This window comes from Micromonospora sp. IBHARD004, assembly GCF_052814115.1.
On sequence record NZ_CP199934.1, the window covers coordinates 4,468,229 to 4,487,098 of the forward strand.

Genomic DNA, 18,870 nt, shown 5'->3' on the forward strand with positions numbered 1-18,870 from the left:
CGAAGAAATCTTGACAGTTGTCGCCCGTGGATGCAACCTCTGCTCACACCGTTTACAGGACCGACACACCGCGACCGTCACGCATCGTATCGATGAGGAAGGGACACTCCCATGAGCGACCACGACCCCAGTCGTCGCCGGTTCCTTGGGCACATCGGCCTCGCCAGCCTCGGCGCGCTCGGCGCCACGAGCCTGGTCGGTTGCGCCAGTTCCGCCAGCACCTCCAGCGGCGGTAACGGCGCCGGCGCGATCACCCTGCAGTCCAACCTCTCCTCGCCCCAGGCCAAGACGGCGATGGAGAAGGTCGTCGAAAACTTCAACAAGCTGAACAAGGGCAAGGCGACGCTCAACACCATCGCCTCCGAGACCTACCGCACCCAGCTGCCGACCTACCTGACCTCGGCGAATCCGCCGGACCTGTACACCTGGTACGCCGGCTCGGTCGCCAACGACTACGCCCGCAAGGGGCTGCTGCTCGACGTCTCCGACGTCTGGAACGGGCTGACCGAGTATCCCGGGTCACTGCGCTCCCTCTCCACCGACGCCACCGGCAAGCAGGTCTTCGTACCGATGACCAACTACTGGTGGGGCTTCTTCTACCGCAAGTCCCACTTCGCCAAGTGGGGGGTGCAGGAGCCGAAGACCTGGGCCGAGTTCCTCACGCTCTGCCAGACGCTGAAGGGCAAGGGCATCCCCCCGATCGGCATCGGCCTCGGCGACACCCCGTGGGTGGCGTCGGCCTGGTTCGACTACCTCAACATCCGGATCAACGGCGCCCCGTTCCACCGCGAACTGCTCGCCGGTAAGCAGCGCTTCGACGACCCGAAGGTGAAGGCGGTCTTCACCCGCTGGCGCGAGGTGCTGCCGTACTTCGACCCGAAGGGCAAGGCGTACCCGTTCCAGGAGGCGACCACCGCGCTGCTGGCGGGCAAGACGGGCATGTTCCTGATCGGCACGTTCTTCGCCGACGCCGCGTCCACGGAGGCCATCGACGACATCGACTTCTTCCGGTTCCCGATCATCGATCCGGCGGTGCCGGTGGCCGAGGAGGCGCCCACCGACGGCTTCTTCGCCAGCGCCAAGACGGCGAACCCGACCAGCGTCAAGGCCTTCCTGACCTACGCGGCCTCGGCCGAGGCGCAGGAGGCGTACATCGCCAACAGCGCGGGGATCGTGCTCCCGACGCATCCGAAGGCCAAGGCGGCCGACCGGCCGCTGGTCGCCAAGGGCAAGGCGATGCTGGAGAGCGCCCAGGAGCTGACGCAGTTTTTCAACCGCGACTCCAGCGACTCGCTGCAGCCGACCGCGGACACCGCGCTCACCAAGTTCATCGACAAGCCGGACCAGATCGACGCGATCCTGAGCGAGTGGCAGGCCAGCGCGGAGAAGGTCTTCAAGGGCTGATGACCGCACTCGCCCCGGCCGGTGCCCGCGAACAGCGGCGCCCGGCGGACACCCGCCCGCGGCGGCGGCCGGCCACGCGCCTGTCGCCGCTGCTGGTGGCGTTCGTACTCGTCCCGTTCGTGGTCGAGACCATCTGGGTCTTCTGGCCCGCCCTGCAGGGCTTCTACTTCTCGCTGACCCGATGGGACGGCATGACGCCGCCGCAGTTCATCGGCCTCGCCAACTTCAGGGAACTGGCCGGCGACCAGGTCTTCCGGGGAGCCCTGCTCAACACCGTCATCTGGCTGGTGCTCTTCGGCGGTCTCTCGGTCGTCGGCGGGTTCGGCATGGCGCTGCTGCTGCAGCGGGAGCGCCGGGGGATCGGCTTCTACCGGGCCGCGCTCTTCACGCCGGTGGTCTTCTCGCTGGTGGTTACCGCGCTGGTGTGGCGGGTCTTCTACCAGCCCGACGGGATCGCCGACCAGATCCTGCGCGCGGTCGGCCTGGAACAGCTGGTCCGCCCCTGGTTGGCCGACCCGCAGACCGCGCTCTACGCGGTCATTCTGCCCGCGCTGTGGCGGCAGATCGGGTACATCATGGTGCTCTACCTCGCCGGACTCAAGGCGATCGACCCGGCGCTGCACGAGGCCGCCCGGACCGACGGCGCCAACAACTGGCAGCGGCTCTGGCACGTCACCGTCCCCCAACTGCGCGGCGTCAACGCGGTCGTGCTCTCGATCATCGTGATCGACTCGTTGCGGTCGTTCGACATCGTCTGGGCGCTGACCAAGGGCGGTCCCTACCACTCGTCCGAGCTGCTCAGCACGTACATGTACTCGACCGCGTTCCAGAGTCTGCGGCTGGGCTACGGCTCCGCCATCGCCGTGGTGATCTTCATCCTGGCGCTCGCCGTCATCCTCGGCTACCTCGTCCGTGCGTTCCGGGAGGACGACGCATGACCCGCGCACTCCGGACCGGCGCCTTCCACGTCGGAATGAGTCTGGTGGCGCTGCTCTGGCTGGCCCCGATCCTCTGGGTCGTGGTCATGTCGACGCGCACCTTCGACGACATCGCCGCCCACGGCGTCGGCAGCCTGCCGCACTCGTTCACGCTGGACACCTACCGACAGGCGTGGACCGACGGCGGGGAACTGCAGGCGCTGATCAACAGCATGCTGGTCGCCGTACCGTCGGTGCTGCTCAGCCTGGCCCTGGCCGCGGTCGCGGCCTTCGCCCTCGGCCGCTACCGGATACCCGGTCGTCGCACCATCCTGCTGCTCATGCTCGCCGGCAACCTGCTGCCGCCGCAGATCCTGCTCATCCCGGTGAGCAAGTTCAGCGAGCTGACCGGCCTCTACGACACTCTGTGGGCGCTGATCGCCGTGCAGGTCGGCTTCGGGCTCGGCTTCTACACGTTCGTGCTGCACGGCTTCATGCGTGACCTGCCGAACGAGATCCAGGAGGCGGCCGCCATCGACGGCGCCGGGCCGGCCCAGATCTTCGCGCGGATCGTCCTCCCGCTGACCCGGCCGGCGCTCGCCGCCCTCGGCGCGCTCTCCTTCACCTGGATCTTCAACGACCTGCTCTGGGCGATCACGGTGCTGCGCACCGACGACCGGATGCCGGTCACCCCCGCGCTGCTCGGCCTCCAAGGGCAGTTCGTCTCCTCGTGGAACGTCATCGCAGCCGGCACGGTGATCGCGGCGGTGCCGACCGTGCTGGTGTTCCTCCGCTTCCAGCGGCACTTCGTGTCCGGCCTTGCAATCGGAGCAGTCAAGTGAGCGACGCGGGCAACGACGCCCGGTGGACGCTGCGCGGCGCGCACATCGAGTACACGGTGGCCGTACCGGAGCACGGACGCTGGCTCGAACTGGTGGCCTGGGGTCCGCACGGGGTCAGCGAGGGCCCGTCGCCGGTGGAGTACACCGGGCCCGTTCCGTTCCTGACGGCCGGGGACGCCGCCCCGATCGAGTACGCCACGGATGCGGCCCGCCCGTTCACGGGCGCCGACCTGGTGGTGGAAACCGCCGCCGGCGACCGCCGGGTCTCCGTCAGCTACGTCGACGCGGACGGCGACGACCGGGCACTGGCCGTGACCTTCGCGGACCCGGTCACCGGCCTGCGTGCGGTGCTGCACTACCAGGTGCCGCCCGGTACCGACGTGGTACGGCGGTGGGTAGAGCTGACCAACGCCGGGTCGGAGCCGCTGCGACTCGTCCGAGCCGGCTCCGCCGGATTCTGCGTACCGACCGCGCATGGCGCCCGGCTCAGCTACCAGTGGGGACAGTGGGCCCAGGAGTTCCAGCTCGACCACGTCGACCTCGAGCACGGCGTGTTCACCGTCGGCAGCGCGCAGGGCGTGCCGGGGCACGCGTACGTCCCCTGGCTGACGGTTCGGGACCAGGCCGAGCCGGCTGGCTCGACCTGGGGTGTGGCGTTGGACTGGACCGGTTCCTGGGAGATCACCGCGGAGCGGGACACCGGCGGCCTGACCCGGGTGCGGGCCGGCCGGCGCCTTGTCGACGGGTCGCTGGACCTGCCGCCCGGTGGCCGGCTCACGCTGCCGGCGGTCACCGGCGCCTACAGTCCGGACGGGCTGGATGGCCTGGCCCGGGTCTGGCACCGGTACCAGCGCCAGCTCGCCGGCGGCCGACTCACGCCGCGGCCGGTGCTCTACAACTCCTGGGAAGCAACGTACTTCGCGGTCGACGCGGAGAACCAGCTCGCCCTCGCCCGCATCGCCGCGGAGATCGGCGTGGAGACCTTCGTGGTCGACGACGGCTGGTTCGTCGGCCGCAACGATGACACCGGCGGCCTGGGGGACTGGACGCCGGACCCGGCGAAGTTCCCGGCCGGGTTCGACGCCTTCATCAAGGAGGTCCGGGCCCTGGGGCTCAACTTCGGGCTCTGGGTCGAGCCGGAGTGCGTCAACCCGCGCTCGAAGCTCTACGCCGAGCACCCGGACTGGGTCTACGGGATCCAGGGACGGCCGCTCACCCCGATCCGCAATCAGTACCTGCTCGATCTGGGCCGGCCCGAGGTGGCCGAGTTCGTCCACTCCACCGTGGACGGGCTGCTGCGCCGCCACGACATCAACTACCTCAAGTGGGACTTCAACCGACCACGTACCGAGCCGGGCCGAGGCTGGGCGGCGGGGACCGGGGCGGGTGGCCGCGTCGATCTCGACGGCGCGCACGTCGCCAACCTGCACTGGATCTACGAGCAACTGCGTCGCGACCACCCGCACGTGCTGATCGAGGCCTGCGCCGGCGGCGGCGCCCGTACCGACCTCGCCATGGCGGCCCGCGCCGACGTCTTCTGGCCGAGCGACAACACCGGCCCGCTGGACCGACTGGCCATCCAGTACGGCTTCCTGCACGCCAACGCCCCGCACCTGCTCAGCTCGTGGGTCACCGACTCACCTGGACTGTTCGACCCGCGTCCCCGGTCGTTGGCGTTCCGGTTCGTCCTCGCGATGGCCGGGGTGCTCGGCATCGGCGCCGACATCCGGCACTGGACCCCGGACCAACGCACGGAGGCGGCAATCTGGATCGCCCGGTACAAGGAGATCCGGAACGTCATCACGCACGGCACCGTGCATCTGATCGGAGACCCGGGACACCCCCGCTGCGCTGTGCAATACACCTCCCCCGACGCCGATACCGTTGTGGTCCTCGCCTGGCACACCGGCCGACTCGACGGCACCGGCCTGCTGCCGTCCCGCCCGGTCCGGCTGCCGCTTGCCGGCATCGACCCGGCCGGCGTCTACCGGCACGGCGAACAGCGCTACTCCGGCAGCCACCTCACCGCGGTCGGCCTGCCGGTGCGGTGGACCGCCGAGCACGACGCCGAACTCGTCGTGCTCCGGCGCGCCTGACGCCTTCTGTCCGCCGCTCAAGCCATCTCCCCACCCCGGGCCGCAACCACACCGCGAAAGGCAGGACGATGGGTAGCCACGGCCTGCCCCCGCCTGCGGACGTCGGCCGCACCCAGGTGGAGCATCACCTGGGTGCGGCCGAGCGCGGTCAGCAGGTGGCGTTGAGGCCGGCCCAGTTGGCGCGGTCGTTGTAGCCGCCGTCGCCAGCATCACCGACCAGGAGGTCGAGCACCCGGACGCCGGTCAGGTCGACGTCGAACTGGCGGATGTCGTCGCGGGTCAGCAGGCCGCTGTCGAAGAGGAGCCGGCCGTCGCCGATCACCTGGAAGGTCGACGTCCCACCCTCGGGTCCGACGTTGCGCACCGCGTCGTCGATGCCGACGGTCGCGGTCAGCCGGCTGCAGTCGCCGCCAAGGTAGTAGCGGACCGTTGACGGCGACGCCACGCCGAGGCCGGTCGGGTAGACCTGGCCGAGCATGCTGATCGGCGACCAGCCACCGACGCTCAGGTCGACCGTCGGGCTCATCCACCCGCTGGTGGCACTGATCCACGTGTGGTGCGACAGTACGACATCGCCGTCCGGTGGCGCCGGCGCGACTACCACCCCCGTGCTCGTCTCCTGCCGAAGCCGTCCCTTCCCGATCACGTCGTACGACGTGGTGGCGATCAGCGTGGCGGCACCGGGAACGGCGGCGGCCGGAAGGGTCACCGAGAAGGCAGAGGTGGCGGCTTTGCCCGGGGCCAACAGGACCGGCGCGCGGTCGAGCGAGCGGACCGACCACCCGGCGGGCACCGCCAGCGTGACCTGCGGCGCCAGCACCGGAAGCAGACCGTCGTTGCGTAGCGCGACCTCGACCCGCGCCACGTCGCCACCGGCGAGCACCGGCGCCGTTCCCTCCGGCGTCGCCTCGCCACCGACCTGCGTCACCTGCGGCAGGCCGGCGGTCACGTGCGGAACACCGGGCAGGCCGTGGTTCGACTCGATCCGGAACAGCGCCGCGCCGTGGGCCGCGACCGCGGCGCTGATGGTGCCGGCGCTCTCGGTGACCTCGTTGGTCCACGCGTTCTTCACGGTGAACCGCGACCCGGACAGGCCGAGTGACGAGGCCTCCGTGGTCAGGATCTTCGGCGTGTCGCCGCGGTTGAGCAGCACCACTGCCCGCGAGCCGTCGGCCAGCTGCTTCACCCATGTCTCCGTCGTTCCGGCGGACCCGACCCGGACGGCCTGGACACCCGCGCGATCCTGGTTGATCGCGAGCACGTCGGAGTCGGTGAGGATGTCCACTGAGGTCTGGCTGAGCTTGCGGACATCGCTGCCGATCACCAGCGGCGCGGCGGCCACCGCCCAGAGCGTCATCTGGGTACGGAATTCCTCGTCGCTCATCCCCAGCTCAGGGCCGAGGTAGTCCGGGTCGTTGAAGTGCCCCGGCCCGGCGACCTCGGGGTGCCGCGCGTTCGCGTCATAGTTACGCAGCACGTCCTTGAACTTGATGTCGCCGACGAAACCCACGTCCGTGTAGGTCCGCCAAGACTGCGCGATCGCCGGCGCGTAGCTCCAGGAGTACGTCGACTGCTGCTCGGCCGGGTAGTTGCCCCAGTCCGGGGAGGTTACCGGGTTGCAGAGGTTGAAGACGATGGGGCGCCCGCTGGCGTTGTTCCGCAGCGCCTGCGCGAACTCCGTGTAGACGGTCTTCGGGTCGAGGTTCGCGGCGATCCCGCAGAGGAAGTCCACCTTGACCGCGTCGAACCCCCAGGCGGCGATCTGGTCGGCGTCGCGCTGGTAGTAGCCGTAGCTGCCGAGTCCGCACTTCCCTGGGATGTACGGCCCGGCGTCGGTGTAGATGCCGGCCTTCAGCCCCCTGGAGTGGATGAAGTCGACCAGCGGCCTCAGCCCGTCTGGGAAGCGGGACCGGTCGGCCTGCAGGTCGCCGGCGGCCGTACGTGGCTCCGGGTCCTGCCAGCCGCCGTCCAGCCAGACGATGTCGTAGCCGGCCTTGGCCAGGCCGCGGGCGACCAGGGCGTCGGCGACCTCCCGCACGGACTGTTCCGAGAAGTTGCCACCGAGACCGAAGTAGGTGTTCCAACCCTGGTAGGGCGTGGGACTGAGCACCTGCTGCGCCGCCGGCTGCGTGCCGGCGGCGTGGGCGGGTGCGGGCACGACCAGCAGACCGGCCGTGAGGGCGATCAGGGCGGTGAGATGTCGTTTCACATCGGATCCTTTGCTGCCCGAGCGATCAGGCGTGCCGGCCCGTCTTGATCGTGGACGTGCCACACCACTCCATGTTGGAGGGTGCGCCGGTCGCCGGACCGGCCATGCCCGCGCGCCTGTGGTTGTTTCCAGGATCCTGCAGCGGGTTACCGGCGCGTGTCAATATTAATTCCTAAATTATGAGTTACCTGGGGAGTCGTCCCTCCCCGTGCACACAGGAACGCGACAGGGCCGCGGGGTCTGTTGCGTTGCCCGTGTCGAGGGACCGAGGCAGGCTTGACGGGTGACGCGGTCGAGTCCTCGTCGTCCCTGGTCGCCGCCGAAGTCGGCGTTCACCCGGTTCCGTTTCCCATCCGAGGTGATCGTCGTCGCGGTCCGGTGGGACCTGCGCTACAACCTGTCCTACCGGGACGTGGAGGAACTCCTGGCTGAGCGCGGTGTCGAGGTCGACCACGTCACCGTCTACCGATGGGTGCAACGGTTCACCCCACTGCTGGCCGACGCCGCCCGGTTCGCTCGCCACTCACCGGGTGACCGCGTCACGTGGAAGCGCGCGCAGCTCGCGGACCGCTGCCCGCCCGGCGCGGTTCGCGCCGACTGTGCTCGCTGACGGCCCGTAGCCGACCAGGTGGATCCGGGGGTCGGCGACCACCCGCGTGCCGTCCACGACGATGCCGCCGCGGGGCCCCCGCAGCCGCAGCGGGGCCAGGTGGTCGAGCGCCGGCCGGAAGCCGGTGCACCAGAGGATGACGTCCACGTCCTGTGCCGCGCCGTCGCGCCACTGGACGCCGTCGGGGACGATCCGGTCGAACATCGGCCGGCGTAGGAGGAGACCGCGTTCCCGGGCTTCGAGCAGCTGGGGTGTCCACGACAGCTCGGTCGCGCTGGCGATGCTTCCCGGGGGCAGACCGGCCCGTACCCGTGCCTCCACCTTGGCGACCACCTCGCGTCCGTAGTCCGGCGTGAACGGCCCGTGCCGGAACACCGGCGGCCGGCGGGTGACCCAGGTCGTCGTCGCCGCGACGTCGGCGATCTCGACCAGGAGCTGCACGGCCGACGTTCCGCCCCCGACGACAACCACCCGCTTCCCTGCGAATTCCGCCGGCCCCCGGTAGTGGGCGGTGTGCAGCTGCCGCCCGTGGAACGTTTCCTGTCCCGGGTAGTACGGCACGAACGGCCGGGTCCACGTGCCAGTGGCGTTGATCAGTGCCCGGGTGGTCCAGGTGCTGTTGTCGGATTCGACGAGGAGTCGTCCGTCGCGGGCGTTCCGGACGGCCGTAACGGCGACCGGCCGCTGCACGTCGATGCCGAATTCCCTCTCAAAGGCGGCGAAATAGGCCGGCACCGCGTCGGCGGCTGGTTCGTCCGGCGGCGGAGGCGTGAAGCGCATGCCAGGCAGGTCGAAGATCCCGTGCACGGTCGCCATGCGCAGCGTCGGCCACCGGTGCTGCCAGGCCCCGCCGGGTGCCGGGTTGGCGTCCAGCACGGCGAAGTCAAGACCGGAGGAGCGCAGGTGGTACGCGCTGGACAGCCCCGCCTGTCCGGCCCCGATAACCACCACATCCGTCTCCGGCATGTGCCGGACAACGTCTCAGGCTCACCCGGGCCTTCCCACGGGCGATGGATGTCACACCGCCCGGACGTACCCGCCGAACCCGGCCCTGGCCCGCTCGATTCTCGGCGGCGACTCGGCGGTCGACGTCGTCCACCACGGCGCCGACCTGGTCGAGTTCGACCGGGTCGCGGCGGATCAGCTCCAGGATCCCAGCACGTACGCGGCTGTCACGTCCGGCGCTACTTGCGGCAGCGGAATCGAGCGATCTGCTTCAGGTGGCCGGCCAAGACAGCCGTCGGAGATCGTCTCACACGGGAGATCTCCGACTGCTTCCGGCGAGCTGCCGGATCAGTCCGGCACCGGCCTGGCCTCGCTCCGGACGGTGGCACGTGCCTGCTCGGCATCCTCGGCGGCCAGCGCGAGCTTGGCCAGTCGGGCGCAGTCGGCAAGGGTGTGCGCGGCCAGCGCCGCCCGCACGGGCGCCAGGGCCCGCGGTGACATCGACAGGCTGGTCACGCCGAGGCCGGCGAGCACCACCGCGAGCAGCGGATCGGCGGCCGCCTCACCACAGACGCCGACCGGCTTCCCGGCTGCGCCCCCGGCGGTCGCGCAGGCGGCGATCAGCTGCAGCAGCGCCGGCTGCCACGGATCGAGCAGCTCAGCCAGGTCGCCGCACTGCCGGTCGGCGGCGAAGACGTACTGGCTCAGGTCATTGGTGCCGATGCTGAGGAAGTCGACCTGATCGAGCAGATGCGGGGCGCGCAGCGCCGCCGCCGGCACCTCCACCATGACGCCGACGTTGCTGAGGCCGGCGGCGCGCGCGATCGTGGCGAACTCGCGGGCCTCGGCGGCGGTGGCCACCATCGGCGCCATCACCCGGACGTCGGCGCCGGTCCGCCGGGCGGCCAGGTCGATCGCTTCGAGCTGGGTCCGGAGCACCTCGGGTCGGCGTCGGGCGACCCGCAGACCGCGGACGCCGAGGGCCGGGTTGGGCTCGCCGGCCTGGTCGAGGAAGGGCAGCGGCTTGTCGGCGCCGGCATCCAGCGTCCGGATCACCACCGGGCGGCCCGCCATCGCCGCGAAGACCTCGGCGTACGCCCGAACCTGCTCGTCCAGGCCGGGCACCGTGCTGCGGTCGAGGAACAGCAGCTCGGTACGGAAAAGCCCGACGCCCTCGGCCCCGGCGGCCTCGTCGCCGCGCAGCTGGGCCGCCGAGCCGATGTTCACCAGCAGCTTCACCGCGTGCCCGTCGGCGGTGCGGCCGGGTCCCCGGCTCGGGGTGGCTCGATCGCGCCGGGCGGCCGCCGCGGCGCGAGTGGCCGTCACGAGCGCCTCATCGACATCGGTGAGCACCTCGCCGGAACCGCCGTCCACCCGGACCACCGTTCCCTCGGGCACGCTCAGCGCGCCGGCGCAGGAGACCACCGCGGGCAGGCCGAGTGACCGGGCCAGGATGGCGGTGTGGCTGGTCGGGCCGCCCGCCTCGGTGACCAGTGCGAGCACCTGCTCCGGGTCGAGGTCCGCGGTGTCGGCCGGCGCGAGATCGCGCGCGGCCAGCACGTACGGGTGACCCGGGGCCGGGACGCCGGGCATCGGCCGCCCGAGGCTCGCGGCGACCGCGCGGTCCCGGACGTCGTCCAGGTCGGTGACCCGCTCGGCGAGGTAGCCGCCGGCCGCCTGGAACGCCCGGCGGTGTTCGGCGAAGGCGTCGGCGATCGCGTGCGCCGCGTCCCGACCGCCCCGGATCACGTCGGCGATAGTCTCGTGCAGGACCGGGTCCTCGGCCATCATCGCCTGGGCCCGGAGGATCTCGGCCGCCTCCGGCCGCCGCGCCGCATCGGCGCGGCGGCGCAGCTCGGCGGCGACCGCGGCGAGGGCCGAGTCGGCCCGCGCCAGCTCCGCCTCGACGTCGGCGACGGCGACGGCGGTCGGCTCCGGCAGCCGGGGCGCCGGGGCCACCCGCAGCAGCGGACCGGCGGTCACGCCGGGGCTGACCCCGATGCCGGTCAGCCGCTCAGGCATCGACCGGCTCCTCGTCGAGGTTGCGGCGCAGCAGGTCGGCGAGCGCGTCCAGGGCGGCCTCCGCCCCGGCGCCCTCGGCGGCGAGGATCAGCTCGGTGCCGTGGGTCGCACCGAGTGACAGCACCGAGAGCATGCTGCGGGCGGGAACCGGCCGGCCGCCCGGCCGCCGGACGCTGACCGCGACGGGCTGGGCGGCGGCGGCCGCAACGAAGATGGCGGCGGGGCGGGCGTGCAGCCCGCTGGTCGACCCGACGGGGACGGTGCGTTCGGGCATGACGACTCCTAGGGGTGATGGATCCGGGTGGATCCGAGCCGGTCAGGGCTCGATGGTGACCTTGATGCCGGCGCCGCGGGAGACGATGTCGAATGCCTCGAGGGCGTTCTCCAGCGGCAGCCGGTCCGTGATCAGATCCGCGACCGGCACCGCACCGCTGGCGATCAGCTGCAGCGCCGCCTTGTTGTGCGCCGGGCTGGACCCGTTGGCGCCGACGATGGTGAGCTCGCGGTAGTGCACCAGGTTGGCGTCGAGGGCGATGACCGGCTTGTCCTTGGGCAGGCCGCCGAAGAAGCTGATCCGGCCCTGGCGGCCGACCATCTGCAGTGCCTGCTCCTGCGCCGCCCCCGAGGCTGCCGCGGTGATGACGACATCCGCGCCGGCGCCGTCGGTCAGCTTGAGGACCGCGTCGACCGGGTCGGTCTCCGCAGCGCAGACCGTGGCGTCGGGCGCGACGAGCGCCGCCGCCATGTCCAGCCGGTCCCGGTTGAGGTCGACCAGGGTGACCCGGGTGGCGCCGCGGGCCCGGGCGAGCCGTACGTGCAGGCAGCCGATCGGGCCGGAGCCGATGACGACGACATCGTCACCCTCGCCGACCCGGGCCAGTTCCTGACCGTTGAGGACGCAGGCCAACGGCTCGGTCACCGACGCCTCGGCGAAGCTGACCCCGTCCGGGATCCGGTTCAGGCCGTCGACGGCGAGCACCTTGGCCGGGACGATCATGTACTGGGCGAAGCCGCCGTCGTAGTGGTAGCCGATCGACTCCTGGTTGGGGCAGACGGTCATCCGGCCGCGGCGGCACTGGTCGCACCGCCCGCACGGAATCGCGGCGATGACCTGGACCCGGTCACCGGGTTGCCAGCCGGTCACCTCGGCGCCGACCTCGGTGACCTCGCCCGCGACCTCGTGGCCCATCACCCGCGGCGGGTCGATGTGGTGATGGCCGAATCGCCAGATCTTGACGTCCGTGCCGCAGGTGGAGCAGTTGCGTACCCGGATCTTGACCTCTCCCGGTCCCGGGGTCGGTTCGGGTGCGTCCTCGATCCGCACATCACCCGGAGCATGGAAGCGAACAACCTTCATCAGTCTGTCTCCTCGTCGACCGGCGTGAGCAGCCGGAGAATCTCGTCGGCCTCGGTGGCCTCGCGCAACGCCCGGGCCCGCTCCGGATCCAGCAGGACCTCGGCCAGCTGGGCCAGGAGTGCGACGTGACCGTCGCCGCGGGCGGCGATCGCCACGCAGAGCACGACCTGCTCGCCGCCCCAGTCCACGCCGGCGGGGAAGCGGAGCACCGCGAGCGCGTCACGGCGTACGGCGTCCTTGCCGGCGAGCGTGCCGTGCGGGATCGCCACCCCCTCCCCCATGTAGGTCGAGACCGACCGCTCCCGCGCCAGCATCGCCTCGACGTAGGACGGGTCGACGGCCCCGATCTCGACCAGCACCGCACCGCTGCGCCGGATCGCGTCCTCAAGATTGGCGGCGGTCTCGTCGAGCCGGATCGCCCGGCGGTCGAGCAGCGCGGCGAGGTCCCCGCTTGCCACCTCAGCCATCGACCGCGCCGCCGTTCTTGACCGCGGCGACAACCTTCGCCACCGCCGGGTCGCCGATGAACACCTGGAACGGCACGATGACCTTCTCGGGCGCGTTCGCCCGGGCACGTGCGGCCAGCCCGGTGTGCACAACGACCAGATCGGCGTCGGCGGGGATGTGATCGACCTGGGTGTGCTCCACGGCCACCGAGTGCTTGCTGAGCTGTTTGCGCAGCTGGCTGGCCAGCATCACGCTGCTGCCCATCCCGGCGTCGCAGGCCACCACGATCTTGTGGATGTCGCTTCCCTGAATCGTGCTCATCTGCTTCACGCCTCCGAAACTGCGGTGGAGTTAGCGGTTGCGGCCGCCCCGGAAGTCTGGCGCGGCGCGGCCGCCACCTCGCCGCCCGGCGGGACCGTGGCCTCGGCGTCCCCGGTGCCCGGCTGTTCCGCCTGGGCGTCGCCGTTGAGTCGACCGAAGCCGAGCAACGCCGCCGCCACGAAGAAGGTGACCGCCGCCGCGATGAGGATGCCGAGGACGACTCCGAACCAGCCGCCACGAGGCGTGACGGCGGCGTAGGCGAAGACGCTTCCCGGTGACGGGGTGGCGACCAGGCCGGCACCGGTGATCATGAAGGTGGTGACTCCGGCGGCCCCACCGGCGATCATCGCGAGGATGAGCCGCGGCTTCATCAGCACGTACGGGAAGTAGATCTCGTGGATGCCGCCGAGGAAGTGGATGATGATCGCGGCCGGCACGCTCGGGCGCAGCGTGCGGGGCCCGAAGAACAGGAAGGCCAGGAGCAGCCCCAGGCCCGGGCCGGGGTTGGACTCGATCATGAAGAGGATGGACTTGCCCGTCTCGGTCGCCTGCGCGACACCGAGCGGGCCGAGAACGCCGTGGTTGATCGCATTGTTGAGGAAGAGCACCTTCGCCGGCTCGACCAGGACCGAGGCGACCGGCAGCAGGTTGTGCCCGACGAGCCAGTCGACACCGTGACCGGCGAGGTTGGTGATGGAACGGACGACCGGGCCGATCACCCAGACCCCGACCAGCGCCATGCCACCGCCGATGATTCCGGCCGAGAAGTTGTTGACCAGCATCTCGAAGCCGGCCTTGATGCGGTGCTCGAAGGCGTTGTCGAAGAGCTTGACCAGGTACGCGGCGAGCGGGCCGACCATCATGGCGCCGAGGAACATCGGCACCGTGCTGCCGACCACGATGCCCATCGTGGCGACGGCACCGACGACGGCGCCGCGCTGGCCGTGCACCAGCCGGCCACCGGTGTAGCCGATCAGCACCGGTAGCAGGACGGTGATCATCGGGCCGACGAGCTGGGCGAGGTGGGCGTTGGGTATCCAGCCGGTGGGGATGAAGAGCGCGGTGATCAGACCCCAGGCGATGAACGCGCCGATGTTGGGCATGACCATGCCGGCGAGATAGCCGCCGACCCGCTGAATCCCTGCCTTGATGCCGGTACCCGTGACGGCGGGGGTGTAATCCGTGGCCATGGGAGACCTCCTGTTCGACTGCCGGCTGAATTGCCGGTGGTGGGGGTTGGGGGTTGGGTCAGTCAGTCCCGGGTGAGCAGTTGCCGGACCAGGTCCGGCCGGTGGTGGATGTGGACGTGGTCGCGGCGCAGGTCGCCCGGCCGGGGCATCCGGCTGCCCGGCAGGCTGACCGCCGCCGCGGCCCACGCGAGGCCCTCGGCGAGCGCCTCTGCCCCGGCGGCACCGCCGGCCAGGAAGCCGGCGAGCAGGGCATCCCCGGCCCCGACGTTGCTGCGGGGCTCGGCGACGGGTGCGATTCCGGTGACGACGCCGTCCTCGTCGACCAGCACGGCGCCCTCGGCGCCGAGGCTGGCCAGCACCGCCTTTGCACCCAGGGCGCGCAGCTGCTGGGCGGCGACGACGACGTCTTCGGTCGAATTGACGGCCCGCCCGGTGGCCTGGGCGAGTTCCTCCCGGTTGGGCTTGATCAGCGACGCTCCCGCGGCCGCCGCGGCGACCAGCGCCGGGCCGCTGGTGTCGACTGCGAGCGGGACGCCTGCGTCGATCAGTCGGGAGCAGAGCTCGCTGAACTCCTCGACCGGCAGGGACGGCGGGATGCTGCCGCAGACCACCGCCCAGTCGGCCGAGCCGGCGGCGGAAAGCACCACCTCGACGACCGCCTTCAGCTCGGCGCCGGAGAGCGCCGGGCCAGGCTCGTTGATCTTCGTGATCGTGCCGTCCGGTTCGGCCAGCGTGATGTTGGACCTGGTCCGGCCGGCAATCGGTACGGCGATCATGGGTACGCCCTCCGCCGCCAGCAGCCGCACCAGCTGCTCCCCCTCGGGGCCGCCGCACGGGATGACCGCCCGTGACGGCACGCCGTTGGCGAGCAGGGCCCGGGAGACGTTGACCCCCTTGCCGCCCGGGTCGAGGTGTGCGGGTGCGGCGCGCAGCACGTCGCCCCGCACCAGGGACTCGATCGCGACGGCCCGGTCCAGGCTCGGGTTGAGGGTGACGGTGAGGATCACGCCCGGATCACCTCCGGACCGGCGTGCTGCAGCTCGCCTGCGGCGGCGGCGCTCAGCCCGGTGTCGGTGATGATGAGGTCGACGTCCGCGAGCCGGCCGAAGCGCGCGAGGTAGTCGTCGCCGAACTTGGTGTGGTCGGCGAGCAGAACCGTACGCCGGGCCGAGGCGATCATCGCCCGCTTGACGGCGGCCTCGGCCGGATCCGGCGTGGTGAGCCCGCGCTCGACCGAGCAGCCGTTGGTCGCCATGAAGGCCACGTCGACGTAGATCTGGGAGAGCGCCTGCATGGCCCAGTCGTCGACCGTCGCCATGGTTCGGCTCCGGACCCGGCCGCCGAGCATGATCACGTTGAGGTTCGGTCGGGCGGCCAGCAGGGTGGCCAGTGGCGGGGCGTTGACGATCACGGTCAGCTCGCGCTCCGTGTTCAGCACCTGGGCCAGCCGCCCGGTGGTCGAGCCGGCGTCGATGATGATCGCCCCCTCCTCCGGGACCTCGGAGAGCGCGGCCTTGGCGATGCGCTCCTTCTCCGCGGTCAGCACCGCGTCCCGGGCGGCGAGCGCCGGCTCGAAACCAAGGCGTTCGACCGGGATCGCGCCGCCGTGTACGCGGCGCAGCACCCCCGCACGCTCCAACGCGGTCAGGTCCCGCCGGATGGTCTCGCTGGTCACCGCCAGTTCCTCGGCCAGCACCATGACGTCGACCCGTCCCTGGGCCCGGGCTCTGCGCAGGATCTCCTGCTGCCGTTCCTCGGCGTACATCGCTTGGTTTCACCGCCGTTTCGATGTGACTTCCTCTGTGTTTACGCCCGATCGTGTTGGGCCGTCAAGGGGTCTCACCCGCTAACTGCGCAAGCTTGACCGAATCGGCACCTCGGATAAGGAACAGATCGATATATCTCGGCACATACTGGCGAGCTGCGGGCGAGATGGGGTGATCCCGGTGCCGCTTCGCGCCCTGGAGGCGCTGGTCGGGCGCCAGGATCCGCATCACTTGCCGCACCGGTACGAGGCGTTCGCGGAGTAGGCGACCGTCCGTACGGCTGCTACCACTGCCTGCGCAAACGCACCCCACCTGGACTAGGCCGCTCGCCCTTGGGAAAGACCCGGCCGTAGGACCCGGGAACTGAGTTCCAAGTCACTTTTGCAGGCCGGCTCGCTATATCCATAAGGAGGTTATGCATAATGGGGTTATGCACTCGAATGCCTCCGGCACTGACCTGGTTGTGGTGCTCGAGCACCTCGTGACGCTCATCCGCCAGGTCTCCACCGCCGGCGGTCTCAGCACGGCAGCCTCGTCCGCGCTGAACCGTCTCGGACGTGACGGACCCCACAGGCTGACGGAGCTGGCTCACGCCCAGGGCGTCTCCCAGCCAGGGATGACGCAGCTGGTTACCCGCATGGAACGCGAGGGCCTGGTGCGCCGCACCGCGAACAGCGACGACCGCCGCGCCGTGCTGGTGGAGGCGACCGACGCTGGCCTCGACCTCGTCAGGCGCCGGCGTGCGGAGCGCGCCGACGCCCTGCAGCACATGCTCGACCGACTCGATCCGCAGGATCAGGCCGCTATCGCCGCCGCACTACCCGCGCTCGCCCGGCTCGTCGAGGCCCGGGCGTCCGACTGAATACGCGCATCGACAAACACCACCGCCAGGAGAACCTGAAAATGACCGCATCACATGGGACGGCCCCGAGCCCGTTCAAGCAGCCGCGTGCCGTCTGGGCCGTGGCGTTCGCCTGTGTCGTCTCGTTCATGGGCATCGGGCTCGTCGATCCGATCCTGCCCGCACTGGCCGACAGCTTGCACGCCACGCCGAGCCAGGTGTCGCTGCTGTTCACCAGCTATCTGGTCGTGACCGCGGTCGCGATGCTGGTAGTCGGCTGGGTATCCAGCCGCATCGGCGCCAAGCTCACACTGGTCGTCGGCCTGATCCTCATCGTCGTGTTCGCCGCGCTCGCCGGCACGTCGAACTCGATCGGCGGCATTGTCGGTTTCCGCGCCGGCTGGGGCCTGGGCAACGCCCTGTTCATCGCGACCAGCCTCGCCGTCATCGTGGCCTCGGCCAGCGGCGGCTTCGCCGGGGCGATCATCCTGTACGAGACCGCGCTAGGTCTCGGCATCGCGGTCGGGCCACTGCTCGGCGGCGAGCTCGGCAGCATCAGCTGGCGCGGGCCGTTCTTCGGCGTCGCGGCGCTGATGTTCATCGCCCTCGTCGCGACCGTCGCGTTCGTCCCGGCCCTGCCGAAGCCAGAGCACAAGACATCGTTGGCCGCGCCGCTCAAGGCGTTGCGGCACCGCGGCCTGCTGACCATGGGCATCATGGCGCTGCTCTACAACTGGGGATTCTTCACCATGCTCGGCTACGCGCCGTACCCCATGGAACTCAACGCCCACCAGCTCGGCCTGGTCTTCACCGGCTGGGGCCTGCTGGTCGCCGCCTTCAGCGTGTTCTTCGCCCCGCGGCTGCAGGGGCGGTTCGGCACCGCGCCGGTGCTCTACGTCAACCTGCTCAGCCTCGGCATCGTCATGGCCATCATCGCGATCGGCGTGAACACCCCGGCGGCGGTCATCGGCGCGGTCATCGTCAGTGGCGCGTTCATCGGCATCAACAACACTCTGACCACCCAGGCGGTCATGCTCGTCTCGCCGGTGGAGCGGACGGTCGCCTCCTCGGCGTACGGCTTCGTCCGGTTCATCGGCGGCGGCCTCGCCCCACTCGCCGCGGGCAAGCTCGCCGACGCCACCAACCTCAGCGTCCCCTTCTACCTCGGCGGCGTCGCCTTCATCCTGGCCATCGTCGTTCTCGCCTCCGGCCACAAGCTGGTCGCCGCGGCCGAGAAGCGCATGGTCGAGGGGGAGACGGTGCGCCCGAGCCTGCAGCGCGTCGGGGCCGAACCGCCGGCTGGGTACCAGCCTGTCATCGTCGCGGTCGGCGCCACCGAAGACGCCGCCAAGATCGTCAACGCGGCCGCCGCAATCGCCCGCGACGCCGGCCGCCCGTTGGAGGTTGTCCACGTCCGCGAGACCGCCGTAGTCGAGGAACTGGCCATCGACGCCGAGGACGCCGAGCAGGCACACTCCGCGGTCCTGGGCCACCTCGACCGGCTGGCCGCGCAGGGCATCGCCGCCACCGGTCAGGTACTCGCCAGCGTCGGCGACCACGCCGCTGCAGGTCGGGTCCTCGCTCAGCACGCCGACGACGTCGACGCGCGCGTCATCGCGGTCGGCCGGTCCCCGCGCGGGCCGGTGGCCCAGTTCGCCGACGGCAGCTTCACCACCGCGGTGACCCGCACCGCAGCCCGCCCGGTCGTACTCGTTGAACCCGGCAAAGCGCCGCACCGGTTGACAGCTTGACGGCGGCGTCGCTGCACGAGCTGCGCAGCAGAAGCACAATCGGAGGCAGGCGATGGGCTCAAGCGAGGCCCCGGCATCGCAGCGCGAGCAACCGGTGCGATTCCGCCCGGCGCACTCGGCCGAGTCGCCACCATCTGCCGGCGCCCCCGTGT

16 protein-coding genes and 1 pseudogene are annotated in these 18,870 nt (G+C 70.9%); 7 read left to right on the top strand and 10 right to left on the bottom strand.

Annotated elements, in window-relative coordinates:
• Positions 1–111: 111 nt before the first annotated feature.
• Genes ACTWO6_RS21755 through ACTWO6_RS21770 form a run of 4 tightly spaced genes read left to right on the top strand, consistent with a single transcriptional unit; the run spans position 112 to position 5,259 of the window.
• Positions 112–1,404 (top strand): ABC transporter substrate-binding protein, encoded by a 1,293-nt coding sequence (locus ACTWO6_RS21755; protein WP_446215657.1) that lies wholly within the window; start codon positions 112–114, stop codon positions 1,402–1,404.
• Complete coding sequence (locus ACTWO6_RS21760; protein WP_446215658.1) at positions 1,404–2,342, top strand: carbohydrate ABC transporter permease; 939 nt, start codon at positions 1,404–1,406, stop codon at positions 2,340–2,342. The genes ACTWO6_RS21755 and ACTWO6_RS21760 overlap by 1 nt, the downstream gene beginning before the upstream one ends.
• Positions 2,339–3,163 carry a carbohydrate ABC transporter permease gene (locus tag ACTWO6_RS21765; RefSeq protein WP_446215659.1) on the top strand — a complete coding sequence of 275 codons (825 nt, stop codon included), beginning with the start codon at positions 2,339–2,341 and terminating at the stop codon, positions 3,161–3,163. Before ACTWO6_RS21760 ends, ACTWO6_RS21765 begins: the two co-directional genes overlap by 4 nt.
• Positions 3,160–5,259, top strand: coding sequence for an alpha-galactosidase (locus ACTWO6_RS21770; RefSeq protein WP_446215660.1), 2,100 nt, complete (start codon positions 3,160–3,162; stop codon positions 5,257–5,259). The genes ACTWO6_RS21765 and ACTWO6_RS21770 overlap by 4 nt, the downstream gene beginning before the upstream one ends.
• 148 nt (positions 5,260–5,407) lie before the next feature.
• Here the strand turns inward: ACTWO6_RS21770 and ACTWO6_RS21775 are convergent, their stop codons facing one another.
• Positions 5,408–7,468: an NPCBM/NEW2 domain-containing protein gene (locus tag ACTWO6_RS21775; RefSeq protein WP_446215661.1), complete on the bottom strand. Its 2,061-nt coding sequence runs from the start codon at positions 7,466–7,468 to the stop codon at positions 5,408–5,410.
• Positions 7,469–7,826: 358 nt separating this feature from the next.
• Here ACTWO6_RS21775 and ACTWO6_RS21780 point away from each other — a divergent pair.
• A pseudogene (locus tag ACTWO6_RS21780) lies at positions 7,827–7,979 on the top strand (IS6 family transposase); the annotation flags it as partial.
• A 12-nt stretch (positions 7,980–7,991) separates the two neighbouring features.
• Here ACTWO6_RS21780 and ACTWO6_RS21785 read toward each other — a convergent pair.
• The 9 genes from ACTWO6_RS21785 to ACTWO6_RS21825 form a co-directional block, all read right to left on the bottom strand.
• Positions 7,992–9,044, bottom strand: coding sequence for an FAD-dependent oxidoreductase (locus ACTWO6_RS21785; RefSeq protein ID WP_446215662.1), 1,053 nt, complete (start codon positions 9,042–9,044; stop codon positions 7,992–7,994).
• A gap of 327 nt (positions 9,045–9,371) precedes the next feature.
• The gene (ptsP, locus tag ACTWO6_RS21790; RefSeq protein WP_446215663.1) at positions 9,372–11,045 is read right to left on the bottom strand and encodes a phosphoenolpyruvate--protein phosphotransferase; all 1,674 of its coding nucleotides are present in this window, start codon (positions 11,043–11,045) and stop codon (positions 9,372–9,374) included.
• Positions 11,038–11,319, bottom strand: a complete 282-nt coding sequence (locus ACTWO6_RS21795; protein ID WP_446215664.1) for an HPr family phosphocarrier protein — start codon at positions 11,317–11,319, stop codon at positions 11,038–11,040. Before ACTWO6_RS21795 ends, ptsP begins: the two co-directional genes overlap by 8 nt.
• A gap of 42 nt (positions 11,320–11,361) precedes the next feature.
• On the bottom strand, positions 11,362–12,402 hold the full coding sequence (locus ACTWO6_RS21800; RefSeq protein ID WP_446215665.1) for a zinc-dependent dehydrogenase: 1,041 nt from the start codon (positions 12,400–12,402) through the stop codon (positions 11,362–11,364).
• Entirely contained in the window at positions 12,402–12,869 is a 468-nt protein-coding gene (locus ACTWO6_RS21805; RefSeq protein ID WP_446215666.1) for a PTS sugar transporter subunit IIA, read from the bottom strand. The genes ACTWO6_RS21800 and ACTWO6_RS21805 overlap by 1 nt, the downstream gene beginning before the upstream one ends.
• Positions 12,862–13,170, bottom strand: coding sequence for a PTS lactose transporter subunit IIB (locus ACTWO6_RS21810; protein ID WP_109943748.1), 309 nt, complete (start codon positions 13,168–13,170; stop codon positions 12,862–12,864). Before ACTWO6_RS21810 ends, ACTWO6_RS21805 begins: the two co-directional genes overlap by 8 nt.
• A 5-nt stretch (positions 13,171–13,175) precedes the next feature.
• Positions 13,176–14,360 carry a mannitol-specific PTS transporter subunit IIC gene (gene mtlA / locus ACTWO6_RS21815; RefSeq protein WP_446215667.1) on the bottom strand — a complete coding sequence of 395 codons (1,185 nt, stop codon included), beginning with the start codon at positions 14,358–14,360 and terminating at the stop codon, positions 13,176–13,178.
• 62 nt (positions 14,361–14,422) lie between these two features.
• Entirely contained in the window at positions 14,423–15,367 is a 945-nt protein-coding gene (locus ACTWO6_RS21820) for a 1-phosphofructokinase family hexose kinase (RefSeq protein WP_446215668.1), read from the bottom strand.
• Positions 15,364–16,125: a DeoR/GlpR family DNA-binding transcription regulator gene (locus tag ACTWO6_RS21825; protein WP_446215669.1), complete on the bottom strand. Its 762-nt coding sequence runs from the start codon at positions 16,123–16,125 to the stop codon at positions 15,364–15,366. The genes ACTWO6_RS21820 and ACTWO6_RS21825 overlap by 4 nt, the downstream gene beginning before the upstream one ends.
• A 431-nt stretch (positions 16,126–16,556) precedes the next feature.
• Here ACTWO6_RS21825 and ACTWO6_RS21830 point away from each other — a divergent pair, with 431 nt between their 5' ends.
• Positions 16,557–16,988: a MarR family winged helix-turn-helix transcriptional regulator gene (locus ACTWO6_RS21830; RefSeq protein WP_446215670.1), complete on the top strand. Its 432-nt coding sequence runs from the start codon at positions 16,557–16,559 to the stop codon at positions 16,986–16,988.
• A 41-nt stretch (positions 16,989–17,029) separates the two neighbouring features.
• Positions 17,030–18,718: an MFS transporter gene (locus tag ACTWO6_RS21835; RefSeq protein ID WP_446215671.1), complete on the top strand. Its 1,689-nt coding sequence runs from the start codon at positions 17,030–17,032 to the stop codon at positions 18,716–18,718.
• The last annotated feature ends 152 nt before the right edge of the window (positions 18,719–18,870 follow it).

Bases quoted from the DNA above. Each gene is read 5' to 3' on its own strand.
- ACTWO6_RS21755 (WP_446215657.1), top strand. From the start codon at position 112: ATGAGCGACCACGACCCCAGTCGTCGCCGGTTCCTTGGGCACATCGGC.
- ACTWO6_RS21760 (WP_446215658.1), top strand. From the start codon at position 1,404: ATGACCGCACTCGCCCCGGCCGGTGCCCGCGAACAGCGGCGCCCGGCG.
- ACTWO6_RS21765 (WP_446215659.1), top strand. From the start codon at position 2,339: ATGACCCGCGCACTCCGGACCGGCGCCTTCCACGTCGGAATGAGTCTG.
- ACTWO6_RS21785 (WP_446215662.1), bottom strand. From the start codon at position 9,044: ATGCCGGAGACGGATGTGGTGGTTATCGGGGCCGGACAGGCGGGGCTG.
- ptsP (WP_446215663.1), bottom strand. From the start codon at position 11,045: ATGCCTGAGCGGCTGACCGGCATCGGGGTCAGCCCCGGCGTGACCGCC.
- ACTWO6_RS21795 (WP_446215664.1), bottom strand. From the start codon at position 11,319: ATGCCCGAACGCACCGTCCCCGTCGGGTCGACCAGCGGGCTGCACGCC.
- ACTWO6_RS21800 (WP_446215665.1), bottom strand. From the start codon at position 12,402: ATGAAGGTTGTTCGCTTCCATGCTCCGGGTGATGTGCGGATCGAGGAC.
- ACTWO6_RS21805 (WP_446215666.1), bottom strand. From the start codon at position 12,869: ATGGCTGAGGTGGCAAGCGGGGACCTCGCCGCGCTGCTCGACCGCCGG.
- ACTWO6_RS21810 (WP_109943748.1), bottom strand. From the start codon at position 13,170: ATGAGCACGATTCAGGGAAGCGACATCCACAAGATCGTGGTGGCCTGC.
- mtlA (WP_446215667.1), bottom strand. From the start codon at position 14,360: ATGGCCACGGATTACACCCCCGCCGTCACGGGTACCGGCATCAAGGCA.
- ACTWO6_RS21825 (WP_446215669.1), bottom strand. From the start codon at position 16,125: ATGTACGCCGAGGAACGGCAGCAGGAGATCCTGCGCAGAGCCCGGGCC.
- ACTWO6_RS21830 (WP_446215670.1), top strand. From the start codon at position 16,557: ATGCACTCGAATGCCTCCGGCACTGACCTGGTTGTGGTGCTCGAGCAC.
- ACTWO6_RS21835 (WP_446215671.1), top strand. From the start codon at position 17,030: ATGACCGCATCACATGGGACGGCCCCGAGCCCGTTCAAGCAGCCGCGT.